Genomic DNA, 16,060 nt, shown 5'->3' with positions numbered 1-16,060 from the left:
GCGAGCCGCCGAACTTACCAGATTAGATCGGGGGTGCGCTACCCCGCCCGATCTTGCTGATTGACACCGGCCTGAGCGGTACGTTCGATCGCTTGCAGAGGTAGAATCTCCAGTTTAGACCCTATTGAGAGAAGGTCATGGCCCACCCTTACAGTGCGCGCAGCCGCGCCATCGAACCCTTCCATGTCATGGCGCTGCTGGCCCGGGCCAACGAGCTGCAGGCGGCCGGGCACGACGTGATCCACCTGGAAATCGGCGAGCCGGACTTCACCACGGCGGCACCGATCGTCGCTGCTGGCCAGGCGGCACTCGCCGCCGGGCACACCCGTTATACCGCCGCCCGCGGCCTGCCGGCATTGCGCGAGGCGATTGCCGGTTTCTATGGCCAGCGCTACGGCCTGAGTGTCGACCCGGAACGCATCCTCATTACGCCGGGCGGCTCCGGTGCACTGCTGCTGGCCAGCAGCTTGCTGGTTGACCCGGGCAAACACTGGCTGCTGGCCGATCCGGGTTACCCGTGCAACCGGCACTTCCTGCGCCTGGTCGAAGGCGGGGCACAACTGGTGCCGGTGGGCCCGGAGGTCAATTACCAGCTGACCGCCGACCTGGTGCAGCGCCATTGGGACAAGGACACCGTCGGCGCCCTGGTTGCCTCGCCAGCCAACCCGACCGGCACCGTGCTGGGCAGAGACGAACTGGCCAGCCTGTCCAGAGCTACCCGGGAGCGCCACGGCCACCTGGTGGTGGACGAGATCTATCACGGCCTGACCTATGGCATGGATGCACCCAGCGTGCTGGAAGTGGATGACTCGGCCTTCGTGCTGAATAGTTTTTCCAAGTATTTCGGCATGACCGGGTGGCGCCTCGGCTGGCTGGTAGCGCCGCCGGGCGCCGTGGCAGACCTGGAAAAGCTGGCGCAAAACCTGTACATCAGCGCGCCGAGCATGGCCCAGCACGCTGCGTTGGCGTGTTTCCAGCCCGAGACCCTGGCCATTTTCGAAGCGCGCCGCGCCGAGTTCGCCCGCCGTCGCGACTACCTGTTGCCCGCCCTGCGCGAACTGGGCTTCCGGATTGCCGTTGAACCGCAGGGGGCGTTCTACCTTTACGCCGACATCAGTGCCTTTGGCGGTGACGCGTTCGCTTTCTGCCGGCACTTCCTGGAGACCGAGCACATCGCCTTCACACCGGGTCTGGATTTCGGTCGGCATCTGGCCGGGCACCATGTGCGCTTTGCCTACACCCAGAGCCTGCCGCGCCTGGAACAAGCGGTACAGCGCATTGCCCGCGGCTTGCGGAGCTGGCAAGGCTGATGCGATTTTCGCCGTCACTGGAAAAAGGTCGCCTGCTGCGCCGCTACAAACGTTTTCTCGCCGATATCGAAATGGTGGGCGGCGAGCAGATGACCATTCATTGCCCTAACACCGGCTCGATGCTGAACTGCATGCGTGAAGGCGGGGAGGTATGGTTCAGCCGCTCCAACGACCCCAAGCGCAAGCTGCCAGGTACCTGGGAAATCAGCGAAACCCCGCAAGGGCGGCTGGCCTGCGTGAACACCGGGCGGGCCAATGCGCTGGTCGAAGAAGCCTTGCATGCCGGCACCATCGCCGAACTGGCAGGCTTTACTGCACTCAGGCGGGAAGTGGCCTACGGCGAAGAAGGCAGCCGCATCGATTTTCGCCTGGAGCTCAATGGTGCCCCGGCTTATGTCGAGGTCAAGAGCGTGACCCTTGGCTATCCCGACAGCTCGGTCGCGGCTTTTCCCGATGCGGTGACCCAGCGCGGCGCCAAGCACCTGCGTGAACTGGCCAAGCTGGCCCGGCAGGGCGTGCGGGCGGTGCAGCTGTATTGCGTCAACCTGACCGGTGTCGATGCAGTGCGCCCGGCCGAGGAAATCGATGCGGCCTATGCCCAGGCACTGCGCGATGCCGTGGCCGATGGCGTGGAAGTGCTGGCTTACGGCACCCGCCTGAACCCGGAGGGCATCGTCATCGATCGCCGCCTGCCGGTGCTGCTTACGCCTTGAACCAGATACCTTGGCTGTCTTCGTGGCAGCCAAGGGCCTCAAGTGACTCGCCTTCGCAAGGCCCGGCCACGCACTCACCACTTTCGATGAGGAACAAGGCGCCGTGGTGGGCGCAGTGAATCAGGCTGGCGCTGTCATCGAGGAAGGCATCTGGCGCCCAGTTCAGGGGTATGCCGCGGTGCGGGCAACGGTTGCGGTAAAGGTAAACCTGGCCCAGACGGCGCACGCCGAACAACTCGACGCCTTCTACACTGAAGGCGCGACTCTGGCCTTCGACAAGGCTCTGGGAAGTACAAAGGAAGTGCATGGCAACGACGACTCGTGAAACAAGTGATGGCTTGACCCGCCAGTGTGGATGTCCATCAGGTTACCTGCATTCGCTGTGCCTGGCTGCCTGTGCTGCGCAGTTTCGCCGCAGGCTACCAGACGTCCGCTTTCTCGGCACCGGCCAGATCCATCGTGAGTGACAGAGAGGTATCGCACATGCGCCATCCGCTGTTGTCAGGTTTCTCGTTATGCCTCGCGTTGGCCCTTGGCGGTTGCCAGGCCAGCCTGCCAGCGCTGCCAGCCTGGCAAAGCAGTGAAGGGCGCGCCCATCCCGAGCTGGGGCATATCGTCGAGCTTGCCAGCGGGCAACTGCTCAACCCAGAGCAACTGGTAGAACGCCTGGCTGTTGCGCCGCGGGTACTGGTCGGTGAGAAACACGACAACCCCGACCACCATGCCCTGCAACTGTGGCTGTTGCGGGCGCTGCAGGCCCAGCGTGCCCAAGGCAGCCTGCTGCTGGAAATGCTGCAGCCCGAGCAGCAACCGCTGCTGGACCGGCTCGCGGGGCAACCCGTGCCGGCCGATCTGCCACAGGCGCTGGCCTGGCAGGACGGTTGGGACTGGCAGATGTACGGGCCAATCGTCACCGAGGCGTTGCAGCAACGCATTCCTTTGCTGGCTGCCAACCTGTCCCCCGGCCAGATGCGCCAGGCGTATCGGCAACCGGCATCGCTGGTTGGCGAGCGGTCGAATGCACCAGCGGTCAAGGCCGCGTTGCTGCAACAGGTGCGCGCCGGCCATTGCGGGATGCTTCCGGACAGCCAGTTGCCCGCAATGTTGGCCGTGCAGCAGCAGCGCGACCGGCGAATGGCCGAGCGCCTGTTAGCGGCACCGCAGCCAGCTTTGTTGTTTGCCGGTGCCTATCATGTGCGCAAGGACCTGGGCGTGCCGTTGCATCTGGCTGACTTGGGTGCGCAGGGTAGCAGCAGGGTTTTACTGTTGGCTGAGGCGGGTGAGCAGGTCGAGGCGGGGCAAGCGGATTACGTATGGTATACGGCGGCACTGCCGGCGCAGGACTACTGCGCCCAATTACAACGCTGATGCCCACACGCCTGGCAAAAAAAGACCCGGCAAACTGCCGGGTCAATAACCGTGATTAGCCTGATGAGGAGATAATCTGAGAGTCCGAACCAAGGTCTCTTAGCTTATCCAACCAGTCTCGCGACCAGTTGTGATAATCATAACGATTCTCATTTCGAGGTCAATCCCTTTCCCACGATTATTTCGGATTTTTTTGCGGCGGGCATTTTGCGTCCAGCTGCTGGTTGAGCGCTTCCTTGCGTTCTAGCGGCAAATCGTTCCAGTGCATGTCCAGAAGCGCGCCTTCAATGGCATACAGCAGCACCTTCGATGCGCGGAACCCTCGCGTCTTCACGGCCTGGTACGCGCCCACCGCGCCCAGGCGTCGCAGATCCGATGCACTGTGGATGCCCGCTGCATGCAGCCACTGCGCAGAGGTCTTGCCAAGGTTCTTCAGATGCTGCAATTCATCGTTCATCGAGCCTCCTTGCGATGGCTGAACGGGTCATGGGGGATAAATCGCGAGCAGGTCAGAGAGGAGTGTAGCGGGGGTTGGAAAATGCGCGGCCTTTTGCCATTGAGGGCGACGAGATGACCTGGGGGCCTCTTCGCGGGCTTGCCCGCTCCCACAGGTGCGGCACAGCTTTCAGGGCCTGTGCTGTACCTGTGGGAGCGGGCAAGCCCGCGAAGAGGCCCCCACGGGAAAGCGCTGAACCTACAGCCCAGGCAAGCGCTGGCGAATCTGCTCGATCACCTGGTCCATGCTACCGGCATCCTGGGTATCGACGCGTTTGCTCTGTGCCAGCTCTTGCGCATCCAGTGGCTCACGGCTGGCCTGTTGGGCCTTGATCACGTCGAGGGTGGCATCCGATGGGTCGTTCTGCTCTGTCTGGCGCTGCCCCAGCCAGCTGGCAATGACCGCGTCCGGTGCATGGCAGTCGAGGATCAGGAACGGCACACCGGTCTGGCTGGCGACATCGGCTGCTGCCTGGCGCTGCTCGCGCTTGAGGTAGGTGGCATCCAGCACTACCGGGAAGCCGGCACGCAGAATGGTTGCCGCCACCTCGTGCAGGCGCTGGTAGGTAGCGGCACTGGCGTCCTGGGCATAGATGCCTGAACTCAGCTGGCCCGCATCGGCCTGCTGCTGCTCGCCGAACAGGCGCTTGCGCTCAACGTCCGAGCGTACCCGGACCGCGCCGAGGGCCTCGACCATGCGCATGGCCACGTGGCTTTTGCCTACCGCCGAAACCCCATGGGTAATGGCCAGCAGGCGCGACGGGATGGCACTGTAGCTTTCTGCCAGGTTGGCGTAGTTGCGGTAGGTGCGCAGGGTGGTCGCACGCTGCACGCCATCGGCATTGGCCGGCATGCTGAATAGCGCCACCTTGGCCCGTACCAGCGCGCGGTAGGCCTTGTAGAAGTTGAGCAGTTCCAGGCCTTCGTAATCGCCGGTCAGTTCCAGGTACTGGCTGATGAAGCGCCGGGCCAGGCATTTCAGGCCGCGGTCTTCCAGGTCCATGGCCAGGAAAGCGGTGTCGGCGTAGACGTCGGTGAGGCGGAACGGTTCGTTGAACTCGATGCAGTCGAAGATCACCACCTTGCCATCGATCAGCGTCGCGTTGCCGAGGTGGATGTCACCGTGGCATTCGCGAATGAAACCGTTGGCCTTGCGCTTTTCCAGCAGGCCATGCAGGCGCTCGAAGCTGCTGCGTGCCCAAGCCTGCAGGGCGTCAAGCTGCTGCAGGTCGGCCTTGTCGCTGAGGAACGGGCGAATCTGCTCGAAGTTCTGCTCCACGGGCGCCATCACGCTGTCCGGCGTGCCCAGGGGGTGCTCCACCGGCACACGGGGCGCCTGCAAGTGGAATTCGGCGATCTGCCGGGCCATCTGGTCGACATGCGCGGCGTTCAGTTCGCCATTGGCCTGCAGGGTATTGAGCATCTGCCCCTGGGGGAACTGGCGCATCTTCAGCACGTATTCGATGGCTTCGCCTGCGCCACCGATCTGCGGCGCCTCGACGCTACCGGTAATCGGCAGCACTTCCAGGTACAGGCCGTCGGTCAGGCGCTGGTTCAGGCGCAATTCTTCGTTACAGAAGTGCTGGCGCTGATCCAGGCTGGTGAAGTCGAGGAAGCCGAAGTTCATCGGCTTCTTGATCTTGTAGGCATACTCGCCGGTGAGCAGAACCCAGGAGATATGCGTCTCGATCAGCTGGAACTCCTCCACGGGGTGAGGGTACAGGGCAGGGTTCTGCAGCGCGGTGATAAGGGCTTGGCTCACGGGAAATCCTTCCGGGGCAGGGAATTCGAATGCGCCATTATGGTCAATGGTGCCGCCCCTGCCTACCGCCGGGCCGTCTGCCCAGCCTTTATAAAGTGCGTATAATCCGCCGCCATGACTCGAACCCGAAACCCCCGCACCCCTCAGAAACGCCCGACCGGCCGCTCCCGCGCCTGGCTGGGCTGGGCCTTGAAGCTCAGCCTGGTCGGCCTGGTGATCGTTGCCGGCTTCGCGGTTTACCTCGATGCCGTCGTCCAGGAAAAGTTCTCCGGCAAGCGCTGGACCATCCCGGCCAAGGTGTACGCCCGGCCGCTGGAGCTGTTCACCGGGCAGAAGCTGAGCAAGGACGACTTCCTCACCGAGCTGGATGCGCTCGGCTATCGCCGTGAAAACGCTGCGAATGGCCCCGGTGCGGCGTCGGTCAACGGCAATACGGTCGACCTCAACACCCGCGGCTTCCAGTTCTACGAGGGCATGGAGCCAGCACAGTTCGTGCGGGTGCGCTTCTCCGGCGACTACGTTGCAGGCCTGTCCGGAGCCAACGGCAAGGCGCTCGATGTGGTGCGCCTGGAGCCGCTGATGATCGGCGGCATCTACCCGAAAAACCTTGAAGACCGCATTCTGATCAAGATCGACCAGGTGCCCAAGTACCTGCTCGAAACCCTGGTGGCCACCGAAGACCGCGATTTCTATAGCCACTTCGGGGTGTCGCCCAAATCGATCGCCCGCGCCCTCTGGGTCAACACGTCAGCCGGCTCGATGCGCCAGGGCGGCAGTACCCTGACCCAGCAGTTGGTGAAGAACTTCTACCTCACCAGCGAGCGCAGCCTCAGCCGCAAACTGACCGAGGCCATGATGGCCGTGCTGCTGGAGCTGCATTACGACAAGCGCGAAATCCTCGAGGCCTACCTCAACGAGGTGTTCGTCGGCCAGGATGGTCAGCGTGCGGTGCACGGCTTCGGCCTGGCCAGCCAGTTTTTCTTCAGCCAGCCGCTGTCGGAGCTGAAACTGCACCAGATCGCCTTGCTGGTGGGCATGGTCAAAGGCCCGTCCTACTACAACCCGCGACGCTACCCCGACCGTGCCCTTGCGCGCCGCAACCTGGTGCTCGACCTGGTGGCCGAACAGGGCGTGGCGAGCCAGGCGGAAGTGGATGCGGCGAAAAAGATGCCGCTGGGCGTGACCAAGCGCGGCAGCCTGGCTGACAGCTCGTTCCCGGCATTCCTTGACCTGGTCAAGCGTCAGCTGCGCCAGGACTACCGCGACGAAGACCTGACCGAAGAGGGCCTGCGCATCTTCACCAGTTTCGACCCGATCCTGCAGATGAAGGCCGAAGCCTCGATGAGCGAGACCTTCAAGCGCCTGGCAGGTCGCAAGGGGGCTGACGAAGTCGAGTCGGCGATGGTCGTGACCAACCCGGAAACCGGTGAAGTGCAGGCGCTGATCGGCAGCCGCCAGGCCGGTTTTGCTGGCTTCAACCGCGCCATCGATGCCGTGCGCCCGATCGGCTCGCTGGTCAAGCCGGCGGTTTACCTGACCGCGCTGGAGCAACCGAGCAAGTACACGCTGACCAGCTGGGTGCAGGACGAGCCCTTCTCGGTCAAAGGCGCCGACGGCCAGGTCTGGCGCCCGCAGAACTATGACCGCCGCCCGCATGGCACCATCTACCTGTACCAGGGGCTGGCCAACTCCTACAACCTGTCGACCGCCAAGATCGGCCTGGAAGTGGGCGTGCCGAACGTGATCAAGACCATCGGCCGGCTGGGCGTGAATGTCGACTGGCCAGCCTTCCCGGCCATGCTGCTGGGCGCTGGCGGCATGTCGCCAATGCAGGTGGCGACCATGTACCAGACCATCGCCAACGGCGGCTTCAATACGCCGATGCGCGGTATCCGCAGCGTGCTCACCGCCGAGGGCGAGCCGCTCAAGCGCTACCCGTTCCAGATCCAGCAGACCTTCGACCCGGGCGCCATCTACCTGGTGCAGAACGCCATGCAGCGGGTAATGCGCGAAGGTACCGGCCGCTCGGTATACAACACCTTGCCGCGCACGCTGACCCTGGCGGGCAAGACCGGTACCAGCAACGACTCGCGTGACAGCTGGTTCTCCGGTTTCAGCCAGGACCTGCTGGCCGTGGTATGGATGGGCCGTGACGACAACGGCAAAACGCCATTTACCGGCGCTACCGGTGCCCTGCAGGTGTGGACCAGCTTCATGAAGAAGGCCGACCCGCTGCCGTTGGACATGCCGCAACCGGACAACGTGGTGCAGGCGTGGATTGACCCATACAGTGGCCATGGTTCTGATGGCAGCTGTCCGGGCGCAGTGCAGATGCCGTATATTCGCGGGAGTGAACCGCCCGCCGGTGCGACCTGTGGCGGCGAGCAGGATCCGGTTGAATCGGTCATGGACTGGGTCAAGGGCTGGATGAATTAAGCACAGGCTGCATTGAAGAGGTGTGACGTGAACAAGTGGCTGTTTCCTGCCGTGACGGCGCTGGCTGTGCTCCAGGGGTGCGCCAGTGTCCCGCGCGGCAATATTCCGGTGGTCGACTCGAGCACCCGCGTGTCCAATAGCGAACGCGTCACGGCCAACCGCTCGGCGGGTGGCTATAACGCGGGTACCGCGCAAGCGCAAACGCTGCCCGAGGACTCTGGCGTCACCGTGATGATCCCGCAGGGTGCGGGTGCCTCCGGCATCCAGACATTCCCGGCGGCCAACGGCTCGGCACCGATCAGCACCTCGCCGATCACGCCGGGGCCGATCACAACCGGCCCGGTCAGTTCGGCGCCTATGACCACCAATCCGAACCCGATCGCCGACGAACCGTTCGACATCGCCGCGATGAACAGCGCCCCGCAAAGCACCAGCGCCCCGACCGGTATCCCGCGTAGCGGTGCCGCTGCAGGCGGGCTGTCGGCAGATGAGCAACTGGATGGCCCGGTACTGGCACTGCTGACTACTGCGCAGTCGCAGCAGGGTAGCGGTGACTTCAACGGTGCTGCTTCCAGCCTGGAACGTGCCCAGCGCATTGCCCCGCGCGAGCCGCAGGTGCTGTACCGCCTGGCCCAGGTGCGCCTGTCGCAAGGTGACGCGCCACAGGCCGAGCAACTGGCGCGTCGCGCCCTGACTTACGCCAACGGCCGCCCGAGCTTGCAGGCCGAGCTGTGGAACACCATCGCCCAGGCCCGCGAAAAGCAGGGTGACAGCGCTGGTGCTGCGCTGGCCCGGCAAAAGGCTCGGGTCAATTCGTGATGATCGAGCAACGCATCCTGGATATTGCCGACCATCTGATGCTGATCGAGCGTGAGCTGCAGGTGCAGGGTTGGTGGGATGCCGAGGCGCCAAGCGACGAGGCACTGGCCAGCACTGTGCCGTTCGCCGTCGATACCCTCAGCTTCGAGCAATGGCTGCAATGGATATTCCTGCCGCGCATGAAGATCATCATCGAGCTGGGCCACCCGCTGCCCAATGCCTCTGGCATCCTGGTCATGGCCGAAACCGTATTTACCGACCGTCCGGAACAAAGCCGCGAGCTTCGGCGCCTGTTGGCAGCTTTCGATCAATTGATTGCTCCTTCAGCCTGATTTCTTCAGTTTTTCCTTCAAGGGCCGCAGATTGTGGCCCTTTTTTGTGGAAATCTTATTAATTCTGCTGCTGAAGCGATTTTTAGTGGTGGCAGGAATTCATCTTGGCGAAAAATTGGCAATAATTTTTCTTGACTTGTTGGCGCCGAATCAGAAGAATCCAATCTCCGCTGTAGAGGGACTGCCAGAAGCAGACCCGCTAAGCAGATCATGAGGCGCACACCCGCGCCGACCTGTTACACCCCGCAACGCGTTACCTCGCGCTGGGTGGGAAAACCCCGCAACACTCTGGGGCGCTCCCAATACTTGCTCAGTCAGTGCTGACGTTCGCTCATGCTCTGCTTGGCAGTAAACCTATTAAGACCCGTCCAGTGAGGGCGGTATTCTGGCGTTTTAGAGGTGAACAACGTGGAGCTTTTATCTGGCGCTGAGATGGTCGTCCGCTTCTTGCGTGACGAAGGCGTTAAGCACATCTACGGGTACCCTGGTGGTGCTCTCCTGCATGTTTACGACGCGCTGTTCAAGGAACCGGAAGTCGAGCACATCCTGGTTCGTCATGAGCAGGCGGCTACCCATATGGCGGACGGCTACGCCCGTGCCACCGGCAAGGCCGGCGTGGTACTGGTAACTTCCGGGCCTGGTGCGACCAATGCCATTACCGGTATTGCCACTGCCTACATGGACTCGATCCCGATGGTCATCCTGTCCGGTCAGGTGCCCAGCACCATGGTCGGTACCGATGCCTTCCAGGAAACCGACATGATCGGCATTTCGCGGCCGATCGTGAAGCACAGCTTCATGATCAAACATGCCAGCGAAATCCCGGAAGTTCTGAAAAAAGCATTCTACCTGGCGCAATCCGGTCGCCCAGGTCCGGTCGTGGTCGACATTCCGAAAGATATGACCAACCCGGCCGAGAAGTTCGAATACGTCTACCCGAAAAAGGTCAAGCTGCGTTCCTACAGCCCGGCCGTTCGCGGTCATTCCGGACAGATCCGCAAGGCTGCGGAGATGCTGCTGGCGGCCAAGCGCCCGGTGGTGTACTCCGGCGGTGGCGTGATTCTCGGTGGCGGTTCCGAAGCCCTGACCGAAATTGCCAAATCGCTGAACCTGCCGGTCACCAATACCCTGATGGGCCTCGGTGGCTTCCCGGGTACCGACCGCCAGTTCCTCGGCATGCTCGGCATGCACGGCAGCTTCACTGCCAACATGGCCATGCACCATGCCGATGTCATCTTTGCCGTCGGCGCCCGTTTCGACGACCGCGTGGTGAACGGCCCGGCCAAGTTCTGCCCGAACGCCAAGATCATCCACATCGACATCGACCCGGCGTCGATCTCCAAGATGATCAAGGCCGACGTGCCGATCGTCGGTCCGGTTGACAGCGTCCTCAGCGAGATGCTCGGTATCCTCAAGGAAATCGGCGAGCAGCCTGACAAGGCGGCGCTGGATGCCTGGTGGAAGCAGATCGATGAATGGCGTGGCAATGGCGAGCTGTTCCCGTACGACAAGGGCGACGGCAACGTCATCAAGCCGCAGAAGGTCATCGAGACCTTGTGCGAAGTGACCCATGGCGACGCCTTCGTCACTTCCGACGTCGGCCAGCACCAGATGTTCGCGGCGCAGTACTACCGTTTCAACAAGCCAAACCGCTGGATCAACTCCGGTGGCCTGGGCACGATGGGCTTCGGCTTCCCGGCGGCGATGGGCGTCAAGCTCAACTTCCCGGACCAGGACGTGGCCTGCGTGACTGGCGAAGGCAGCATCCAGATGAACATCCAGGAGCTGTCCACCTGCATGCAGTACGGCCTGCCGGTGAAGATCGTCAACCTGAACAACGGTGTGCTGGGCATGGTCCGCCAGTGGCAGGACATGTCCTACAACGGTCGTCACTCGCACTCGTATGTCGAGTCGCTGCCTGACTTCATCAAGCTGGCCGAGGCCTATGGCCATGTGGGTATCCGCATCACCAGCCTGAAGGACCTCAAGCCGAAGCTGGAAGAAGCGTTTGCGATGAAGGACCGCCTGGTGTTCATCGACATCGCGGTTGACCGCAGCGAGCACGTCTATCCGATGCAGATCAAGGATGGCTCGATGCGTGACATGTGGCTGAGCAAGACGGAGCGTACCTGATATGCGGCACATCATTTCCCTGCTGCTGGAAAACGAACCTGGTGCGTTGTCCCGCGTGGTCGGCCTGTTCTCCCAGCGTAACTACAACATTGAAAGCCTGACCGTGGCGCCGACCGAAGACCCGACCCTGTCGCGTCTGACGCTGACCACCGTTGGCCATGACGAAGTGATCGAGCAGATCACCAAGAACCTGAACAAGCTGGTCGAAGTGGTCAAGCTTGTCGACCTGTCGGAAAGCGCTCACATCGAGCGTGAACTGATGCTGGTCAAGGTCAAGGCCACCGGTGCCCAGCGCGCCGAGATCAAGCGCACCACGGATATCTTCCGTGGCCAGATTGTCGATGTGACCGCCAGCGTGTACACCGTGCAGCTGAGCGGTACCAGCGACAAACTGGACAGCTTCATCCAGGCGATCGGCACCGCATCGATTCTCGAAACCGTGCGCAGCGGCGTTACCGGCATTGCCCGTGGCGACAAAGTGCTCAGCATCTGAATTCCACAAATTAGCGATGGCTCCGCAGGGGCCGAGATATAACCAGGGGTATTTTCATGAAAGTTTTCTACGATAAAGACTGCGACCTTTCCATCATCCAGGGTAAGAAAGTCGCCATCATCGGTTACGGTTCCCAGGGTCACGCTCAGGCGTGCAACCTGAAGGACTCCGGTGTGGATGTCACCATCGGTCTGCGTAAAGGTTCGGCCACCGTTGCCAAGGCAGAAGCCCACGGCCTGAAAGTGACCGACGTTGCCTCCGCCGTCGCTGCCGCCGACCTGGTCATGATCCTGACCCCGGACGAATTCCAGGGCCAGCTGTACAAGCAGGAAATCGAGCCGAACATCAAGAAGGGCGCCACCCTGGCCTTCTCCCACGGCTTCTCGATCCACTACAACCAGGTGGTTCCGCGTGCCGACCTCGACGTGATCATGATCGCGCCGAAGGCCCCGGGCCACACCGTTCGCTCCGAGTTCGTCAAAGGCGGCGGCATTCCTGACCTGATCGCTATCTACCAGGACGCTTCGGGCAACGCCAAGAACGTCGCCCTGTCCTACGCCTCGGGCGTGGGTGGCGGCCGTACCGGCATCATCGAAACCACCTTCAAGGACGAGACCGAAACCGACCTGTTCGGCGAGCAGGCTGTACTGTGCGGTGGTACCGTTGAGCTGGTCAAAGCCGGTTTCGAAACCCTGGTCGAAGCTGGCTACGCGCCGGAAATGGCCTACTTCGAGTGCCTGCACGAGCTGAAGCTGATCGTTGACCTCATGTACGAAGGCGGCATCGCCAACATGAACTACTCGATCTCCAACAACGCCGAGTACGGTGAGTACGTTACCGGTCCGGAAGTCATCAACGAAGAATCCCGCAAGGCCATGCGCAATGCCCTGAAGCGCATCCAGGACGGCGAGTACGCGAAGATGTTCATCTCCGAAGGTGCTACCAACTACCCATCGATGACCGCCAAGCGCCGCAACAACGCCGCTCACGGCATCGAAATCATCGGCGAGCAGCTGCGTTCGATGATGCCATGGATCTCGGCCAACAAGATCGTCGACAAGACCAAGAACTGAGTCTGTCGAAGGATGAAAAACGCGGCTTCGGCCGCGTTTTTTCGTTCTGGCAGCTGGCTTCTGGTATAAAGCAGACCAGTGGCCGGCTGTTAGAACCTGTCTTGCGGGCCCGTGTCGAACATTTTCCATCCTGTTGCAAGGTACCCTCCATGAGCGAACGTCCCGAAGAGCCGAACAAGCCCTCCGACGCCGAAAGCCTGCTACCTGTCGATGAGCACGTTGAAGAAGGGCATGACGCCGAAGGGCGCAAGGTGCGCCACCGTGGCATCTATCTGCTGCCCAACCTGTTTACCACCGCCAACCTGTTTGCCGGTTTCTATTCCATCATCAGCTCGATGAGTGCGCAGAGCGCCCTCAGTGCCGGTGACCCGCGCGAGGCGAGCAAGTACTTTGCCTTCGCTGCCATCGCCATCTTCGTGGCCATGGTGCTCGACGGCCTGGATGGCCGTGTCGCGCGCATGACCAATACCCAGAGCGCCTTCGGTGCCGAGTACGACTCGCTGTCGGACATGGTCGCCTTTGGTGTGGCCCCGGCCTTGCTGGCCTTCGGCTGGGCGCTGGGCGACATGGGCAAGGTTGGCTGGATGGTCGCCTTCATCTATGTGGCGGGTGCGGCGTTGCGTCTGGCACGTTTCAATACCCAGGTCGGTACTGCTGACAAGCGCTACTTCATCGGTCTGGCCAGCCCGGCCGCTGCAGGCGTGGTGGCGGGTACCGTATGGGCGTTCAGCGACTACGGCATCCAGGGTTCCAAGCTGTCGTTCCTGGTGGCGCTGCTAGTGGCTGCTGCCGGCATGCTGATGGTCAGCAACATCAAGTACAACAGCTTCAAGGAACTGGACCTCAAGGGCCGTGTGCCGTTTGTGGCGATCCTGGCCGTGGTGCTGGTGTTTGCCGTGGTGTTCAGCGACCCGCCGCGCATCCTGCTGTTGATCTTCCTCGCCTATGCGGCTTCGGGACCGATCCAGTTCCTGCTGAAGGGGCGTCGGCGTAAAGCCTGACAGCCCGTTAATGTTGGAATAACCCTTCGGCTCCATAGTCTCACTGGTACATCCGCTATCCAGTGCTATGGAGCCGCCCATGCTCATCAAGCTATCCAGGTCTTCCGAATGCAAGGCATCGGAGATCACCCCTGAAAGCCTCTATCTTTCCCGGCGTGCCCTGATGGGCGGTTCCCTGGCGGCTCTGGCCCTGGGGGCGTTGCCCGGCAGGGTCGGCGCGGCCGAGGTCTCGCGTTATGCCGATGTACAGGCCGGGCGCGCGCCAGCCTGGTTTGCCGACAAGCTTGCTGCCACACAGTGGCAGGCGGTAACGGTCAAGGACGAGGCAATCACCCCGTTCAAGGATGCGACCCACTACAACAACTTCTACGAGTTCGGGCCAGACAAGGGTGACCCGGCGGCCAATGGCGACAGCCTGAAAACCGAACCGTGGAGCGTTGTGGTCGATGGCGAAGTGGGTAGGCCCGGGCGCTATGCGCTGGAAGACTTCGTCAAACCGTACCAGCTTGAGGAGCGCATCTACCGGCTGCGCTGCGTAGAGGCATGGTCGATGGTCATCCCATGGCTGGGCTTTCCGTTGGCACAGGTACTCAAGCAGGTCGAGCCGACTTCCAGGGCGCGCTATGTACGCTTCGAAACCTTGAAGGACCCGGAGCACATGCCCGGGCAGCGTTCGGGTTTCGCCTTGATCGACTGGCCCTACAGGGAAGGCTTGCGCCTGGATGAGGCGATGCACCCGTTGGCGATCCTGGCGGTGGGCATGTATGGCCGCGAACTGCCCAACCAGAATGGCGCGCCATTGCGCTTGGTAGTACCGTGGAAGTACGGGTTCAAGAGTATCAAGTCGATCGTGCGTATCAGCCTGGTGGCTGAGCAACCTGGTACTACCTGGCAAGGCCTGGCGCCGGACGAGTATGGCTTCTACGCCAATGTGAACCCGTCGGTCGATCACCCACGCTGGAGCCAGGCGCGTGAGCGGCGGTTGCCCAGCGGGCTGTTCAGCCCCAATGTGCGGGAAACCCAGATGTTCAATGGCTATGCCCATGAAGTGGCGTCGCTGTATACCGGGCTCGATCTGCGGAAGAACTATTGATGCGTTACCCCTGGTTGCGTCTGGCCATCTTCATCGTGGGGTGCCTGTTCCCGGCCTGGTGGTTGTATGAGGCCGCGCTGAATCTGCTGGGGCCGGACCCGGGCAAGATCCTGATGGACCGCCTCGGGCTTGGGGCGCTGACCTTCCTGCTGGTTACCTTGAGCATGACGCCGCTGCAGAAGCTGACGGGCTGGCCGGGTTGGGTCGTGGTGCGCCGACAGCTGGGGTTGTGGGTGTTTGCCTATATCGTGCTGCATATCCTGGCGTATCTGTTCTTTATCCTCGGGCTGGATTGGGGGCAGCTGGCGGTGGAGCTACGCAAGCGGCCATACATTATTGTGGGCGCATTGGGGTTCCTCGGGTTGCTGGCCTTGGCGGCTACCTCGAACCGGTATAGTCAGCGGCGAATGGGGGCGCGGTGGAAGAAGCTGCACAGGTTGGTGTATGGCGTGCTTGGGTTGGGGTTGCTGCATTTCTTGTGGATCGTTCGGTCGGATCTGCGGGAGTGGGTGATCTATGCGCTTATAGGTGTTGTGTTGATGGTGCTGCGGGTGCCTGTGGTTTCGCGGGTGTTGCCCAAGATTGCCCGGAGGCAGGGGAGGGCGGTTTGAGGGTTGGGGGTTGTCTTGAAGCTGAGTTGGTTTTCAGAAGTGTCCGCCACAACCCTTGCAGCGCCGACAAAATCGAGCGCCGCCCGCGCGGCACTCGATCGCATAGGCGCTGAATGCGTCGTGGCGGGCACTTGGCAGCCTTGATACGGTCTTTTTTGCGTATATTGCAATTTCTTGAAATTAACCCTTGACCCCTCTCCGAATCCCCTTATAATGCGCCCCACTTCCAGCGACATCGGAACGAAAAACTCCTTGTTAATCAATGAGTTAAGTAGTGGCGAAGAAGCTGAAAAGGCTACGGTCGCATGATCGGCAGCGGTTGAGATGAAGGTTGACAGCGGTTTTAAACGCTGTATGATTCGCCTCCCGCTACGAGAGATCGCAGCGAGTCAAGTGTTTGAAGCTAAACGAGTTTCTCGCG

15 protein-coding genes are annotated in these 16,060 nt (G+C 61.9%); 12 read left to right on the top strand and 3 right to left on the bottom strand.

Features of this window, described 5'->3' with window-relative positions; all coding sequences use genetic code 11:
• The first annotated feature begins 137 nt into the window (after window positions 1-137).
• A complete protein-coding gene (locus tag ACLEJP_RS23670; protein ID WP_440810431.1) occupies window positions 138-1,310 on the top strand; it encodes a pyridoxal phosphate-dependent aminotransferase in 1,173 nt (390 codons plus the stop codon).
• Window positions 1,310-2,023 (top strand): DNA/RNA nuclease SfsA, encoded by a 714-nt coding sequence (gene sfsA / locus ACLEJP_RS23665; RefSeq protein WP_440810429.1) that lies wholly within the window; start codon window positions 1,310-1,312, stop codon window positions 2,021-2,023. The genes ACLEJP_RS23670 and sfsA overlap by 1 nt, the downstream gene beginning before the upstream one ends.
• Here sfsA and ACLEJP_RS23660 read toward each other — a convergent pair.
• Window positions 2,013-2,330: a Rieske (2Fe-2S) protein gene (locus ACLEJP_RS23660; RefSeq protein WP_440810427.1), complete on the bottom strand. Its 318-nt coding sequence runs from the start codon at window positions 2,328-2,330 to the stop codon at window positions 2,013-2,015. The two genes, sfsA and ACLEJP_RS23660, sit on opposite strands and share 11 nt — an antisense overlap.
• Before the next feature lie 176 nt (window positions 2,331-2,506).
• On the opposite strand from ACLEJP_RS23660, the gene ACLEJP_RS23655 reads away from it, so the two are divergent.
• Window positions 2,507-3,391, top strand: coding sequence for a ChaN family lipoprotein (locus ACLEJP_RS23655; RefSeq protein ID WP_440810425.1), 885 nt, complete (start codon window positions 2,507-2,509; stop codon window positions 3,389-3,391).
• Between the two features lie 178 nt (window positions 3,392-3,569).
• On the opposite strand, the gene ACLEJP_RS23650 is transcribed toward ACLEJP_RS23655, so the two are convergent.
• Both ACLEJP_RS23650 and ACLEJP_RS23645 read right to left on the bottom strand, forming a co-directional pair.
• Entirely contained in the window at window positions 3,570-3,848 is a 279-nt protein-coding gene (locus ACLEJP_RS23650; RefSeq protein WP_170032702.1) for a TfoX/Sxy family protein, read from the bottom strand.
• 237 nt (window positions 3,849-4,085) lie between these two features.
• Window positions 4,086-5,648 carry an AAA family ATPase gene (locus tag ACLEJP_RS23645; protein ID WP_440810423.1) on the bottom strand — a complete coding sequence of 521 codons (1,563 nt, stop codon included), beginning with the start codon at window positions 5,646-5,648 and terminating at the stop codon, window positions 4,086-4,088.
• Window positions 5,649-5,762: 114 nt separating this feature from the next.
• Between ACLEJP_RS23645 and mrcB the strand changes: the two genes are divergently transcribed.
• The 9 genes from mrcB to msrQ all read left to right on the top strand — a co-directional run bounded on the left by mrcB (window position 5,763) and on the right by msrQ (window position 15,639).
• On the top strand, window positions 5,763-8,084 hold the full coding sequence (gene mrcB, locus ACLEJP_RS23640; protein WP_440810421.1) for a penicillin-binding protein 1B: 2,322 nt from the start codon (window positions 5,763-5,765) through the stop codon (window positions 8,082-8,084).
• Between the two features lie 27 nt (window positions 8,085-8,111).
• Entirely contained in the window at window positions 8,112-8,903 is a 792-nt protein-coding gene (locus ACLEJP_RS23635) for a tetratricopeptide repeat protein (RefSeq protein ID WP_440810419.1), read from the top strand.
• On the top strand, window positions 8,903-9,235 hold the full coding sequence (locus tag ACLEJP_RS23630) for a YqcC family protein (RefSeq protein WP_296231395.1): 333 nt from the start codon (window positions 8,903-8,905) through the stop codon (window positions 9,233-9,235). The genes ACLEJP_RS23635 and ACLEJP_RS23630 overlap by 1 nt, the downstream gene beginning before the upstream one ends.
• A gap of 408 nt (window positions 9,236-9,643) precedes the next feature.
• A complete protein-coding gene (locus tag ACLEJP_RS23625) occupies window positions 9,644-11,368 on the top strand; it encodes an acetolactate synthase 3 large subunit (protein ID WP_170032692.1) in 1,725 nt (574 codons plus the stop codon).
• A gap of 1 nt (window position 11,369) precedes the next feature.
• Entirely contained in the window at window positions 11,370-11,861 is a 492-nt protein-coding gene (ilvN, locus tag ACLEJP_RS23620; protein WP_003250040.1) for an acetolactate synthase small subunit, read from the top strand.
• 56 nt (window positions 11,862-11,917) lie between these two features.
• Window positions 11,918-12,934: a ketol-acid reductoisomerase gene (ilvC, locus tag ACLEJP_RS23615; protein ID WP_013974255.1), complete on the top strand. Its 1,017-nt coding sequence runs from the start codon at window positions 11,918-11,920 to the stop codon at window positions 12,932-12,934.
• 149 nt (window positions 12,935-13,083) lie between these two features.
• Window positions 13,084-13,935, top strand: coding sequence for a CDP-diacylglycerol--serine O-phosphatidyltransferase (pssA, locus tag ACLEJP_RS23610; protein WP_170032690.1), 852 nt, complete (start codon window positions 13,084-13,086; stop codon window positions 13,933-13,935).
• Window positions 13,936-14,014: 79 nt separating this feature from the next.
• Complete coding sequence (gene msrP, locus ACLEJP_RS23605) at window positions 14,015-15,028, top strand: protein-methionine-sulfoxide reductase catalytic subunit MsrP (RefSeq protein WP_440810415.1); 1,014 nt, start codon at window positions 14,015-14,017, stop codon at window positions 15,026-15,028.
• Complete coding sequence (msrQ, locus tag ACLEJP_RS23600; RefSeq protein WP_440810413.1) at window positions 15,028-15,639, top strand: protein-methionine-sulfoxide reductase heme-binding subunit MsrQ; 612 nt, start codon at window positions 15,028-15,030, stop codon at window positions 15,637-15,639. Before msrP ends, msrQ begins: the two co-directional genes overlap by 1 nt.
• Window positions 15,640-16,060 lie beyond the last annotated feature (421 nt).

The organism is Pseudomonas sp. SMV7 (assembly GCF_052041995.1).
Lineage (GTDB): Bacteria > Pseudomonadota > Gammaproteobacteria > Pseudomonadales > Pseudomonadaceae > Aquipseudomonas.
Note: the sequence above shows the minus strand (reverse complement) of the source record. Positions and strands in the feature narration are given on the sequence as shown.

Excerpts from the sequence above, each read along its gene's own strand:
- sfsA (WP_440810429.1), top strand. The coding sequence starts at position 1,310 with ATGCGATTTTCGCCGTCACTGGAAAAAGGTCGCCTGCTGCGCCGCTAC.
- pssA (WP_170032690.1), top strand. The coding sequence starts at position 13,084 with ATGAGCGAACGTCCCGAAGAGCCGAACAAGCCCTCCGACGCCGAAAGC.
- ilvN (WP_003250040.1), top strand. The coding sequence starts at position 11,370 with ATGCGGCACATCATTTCCCTGCTGCTGGAAAACGAACCTGGTGCGTTG.
- ilvC (WP_013974255.1), top strand. The coding sequence starts at position 11,918 with ATGAAAGTTTTCTACGATAAAGACTGCGACCTTTCCATCATCCAGGGT.
- ACLEJP_RS23630 (WP_296231395.1), top strand. The coding sequence starts at position 8,903 with ATGATCGAGCAACGCATCCTGGATATTGCCGACCATCTGATGCTGATC.
- ACLEJP_RS23650 (WP_170032702.1), bottom strand. The coding sequence starts at position 3,848 with ATGAACGATGAATTGCAGCATCTGAAGAACCTTGGCAAGACCTCTGCG.
- ACLEJP_RS23670 (WP_440810431.1), top strand. The coding sequence starts at position 138 with ATGGCCCACCCTTACAGTGCGCGCAGCCGCGCCATCGAACCCTTCCAT.
- mrcB (WP_440810421.1), top strand. The coding sequence starts at position 5,763 with ATGACTCGAACCCGAAACCCCCGCACCCCTCAGAAACGCCCGACCGGC.
- ACLEJP_RS23655 (WP_440810425.1), top strand. The coding sequence starts at position 2,507 with ATGCGCCATCCGCTGTTGTCAGGTTTCTCGTTATGCCTCGCGTTGGCC.
- msrP (WP_440810415.1), top strand. The coding sequence starts at position 14,015 with ATGCTCATCAAGCTATCCAGGTCTTCCGAATGCAAGGCATCGGAGATC.
- msrQ (WP_440810413.1), top strand. The coding sequence starts at position 15,028 with ATGCGTTACCCCTGGTTGCGTCTGGCCATCTTCATCGTGGGGTGCCTG.
- ACLEJP_RS23660 (WP_440810427.1), bottom strand. The coding sequence starts at position 2,330 with ATGCACTTCCTTTGTACTTCCCAGAGCCTTGTCGAAGGCCAGAGTCGC.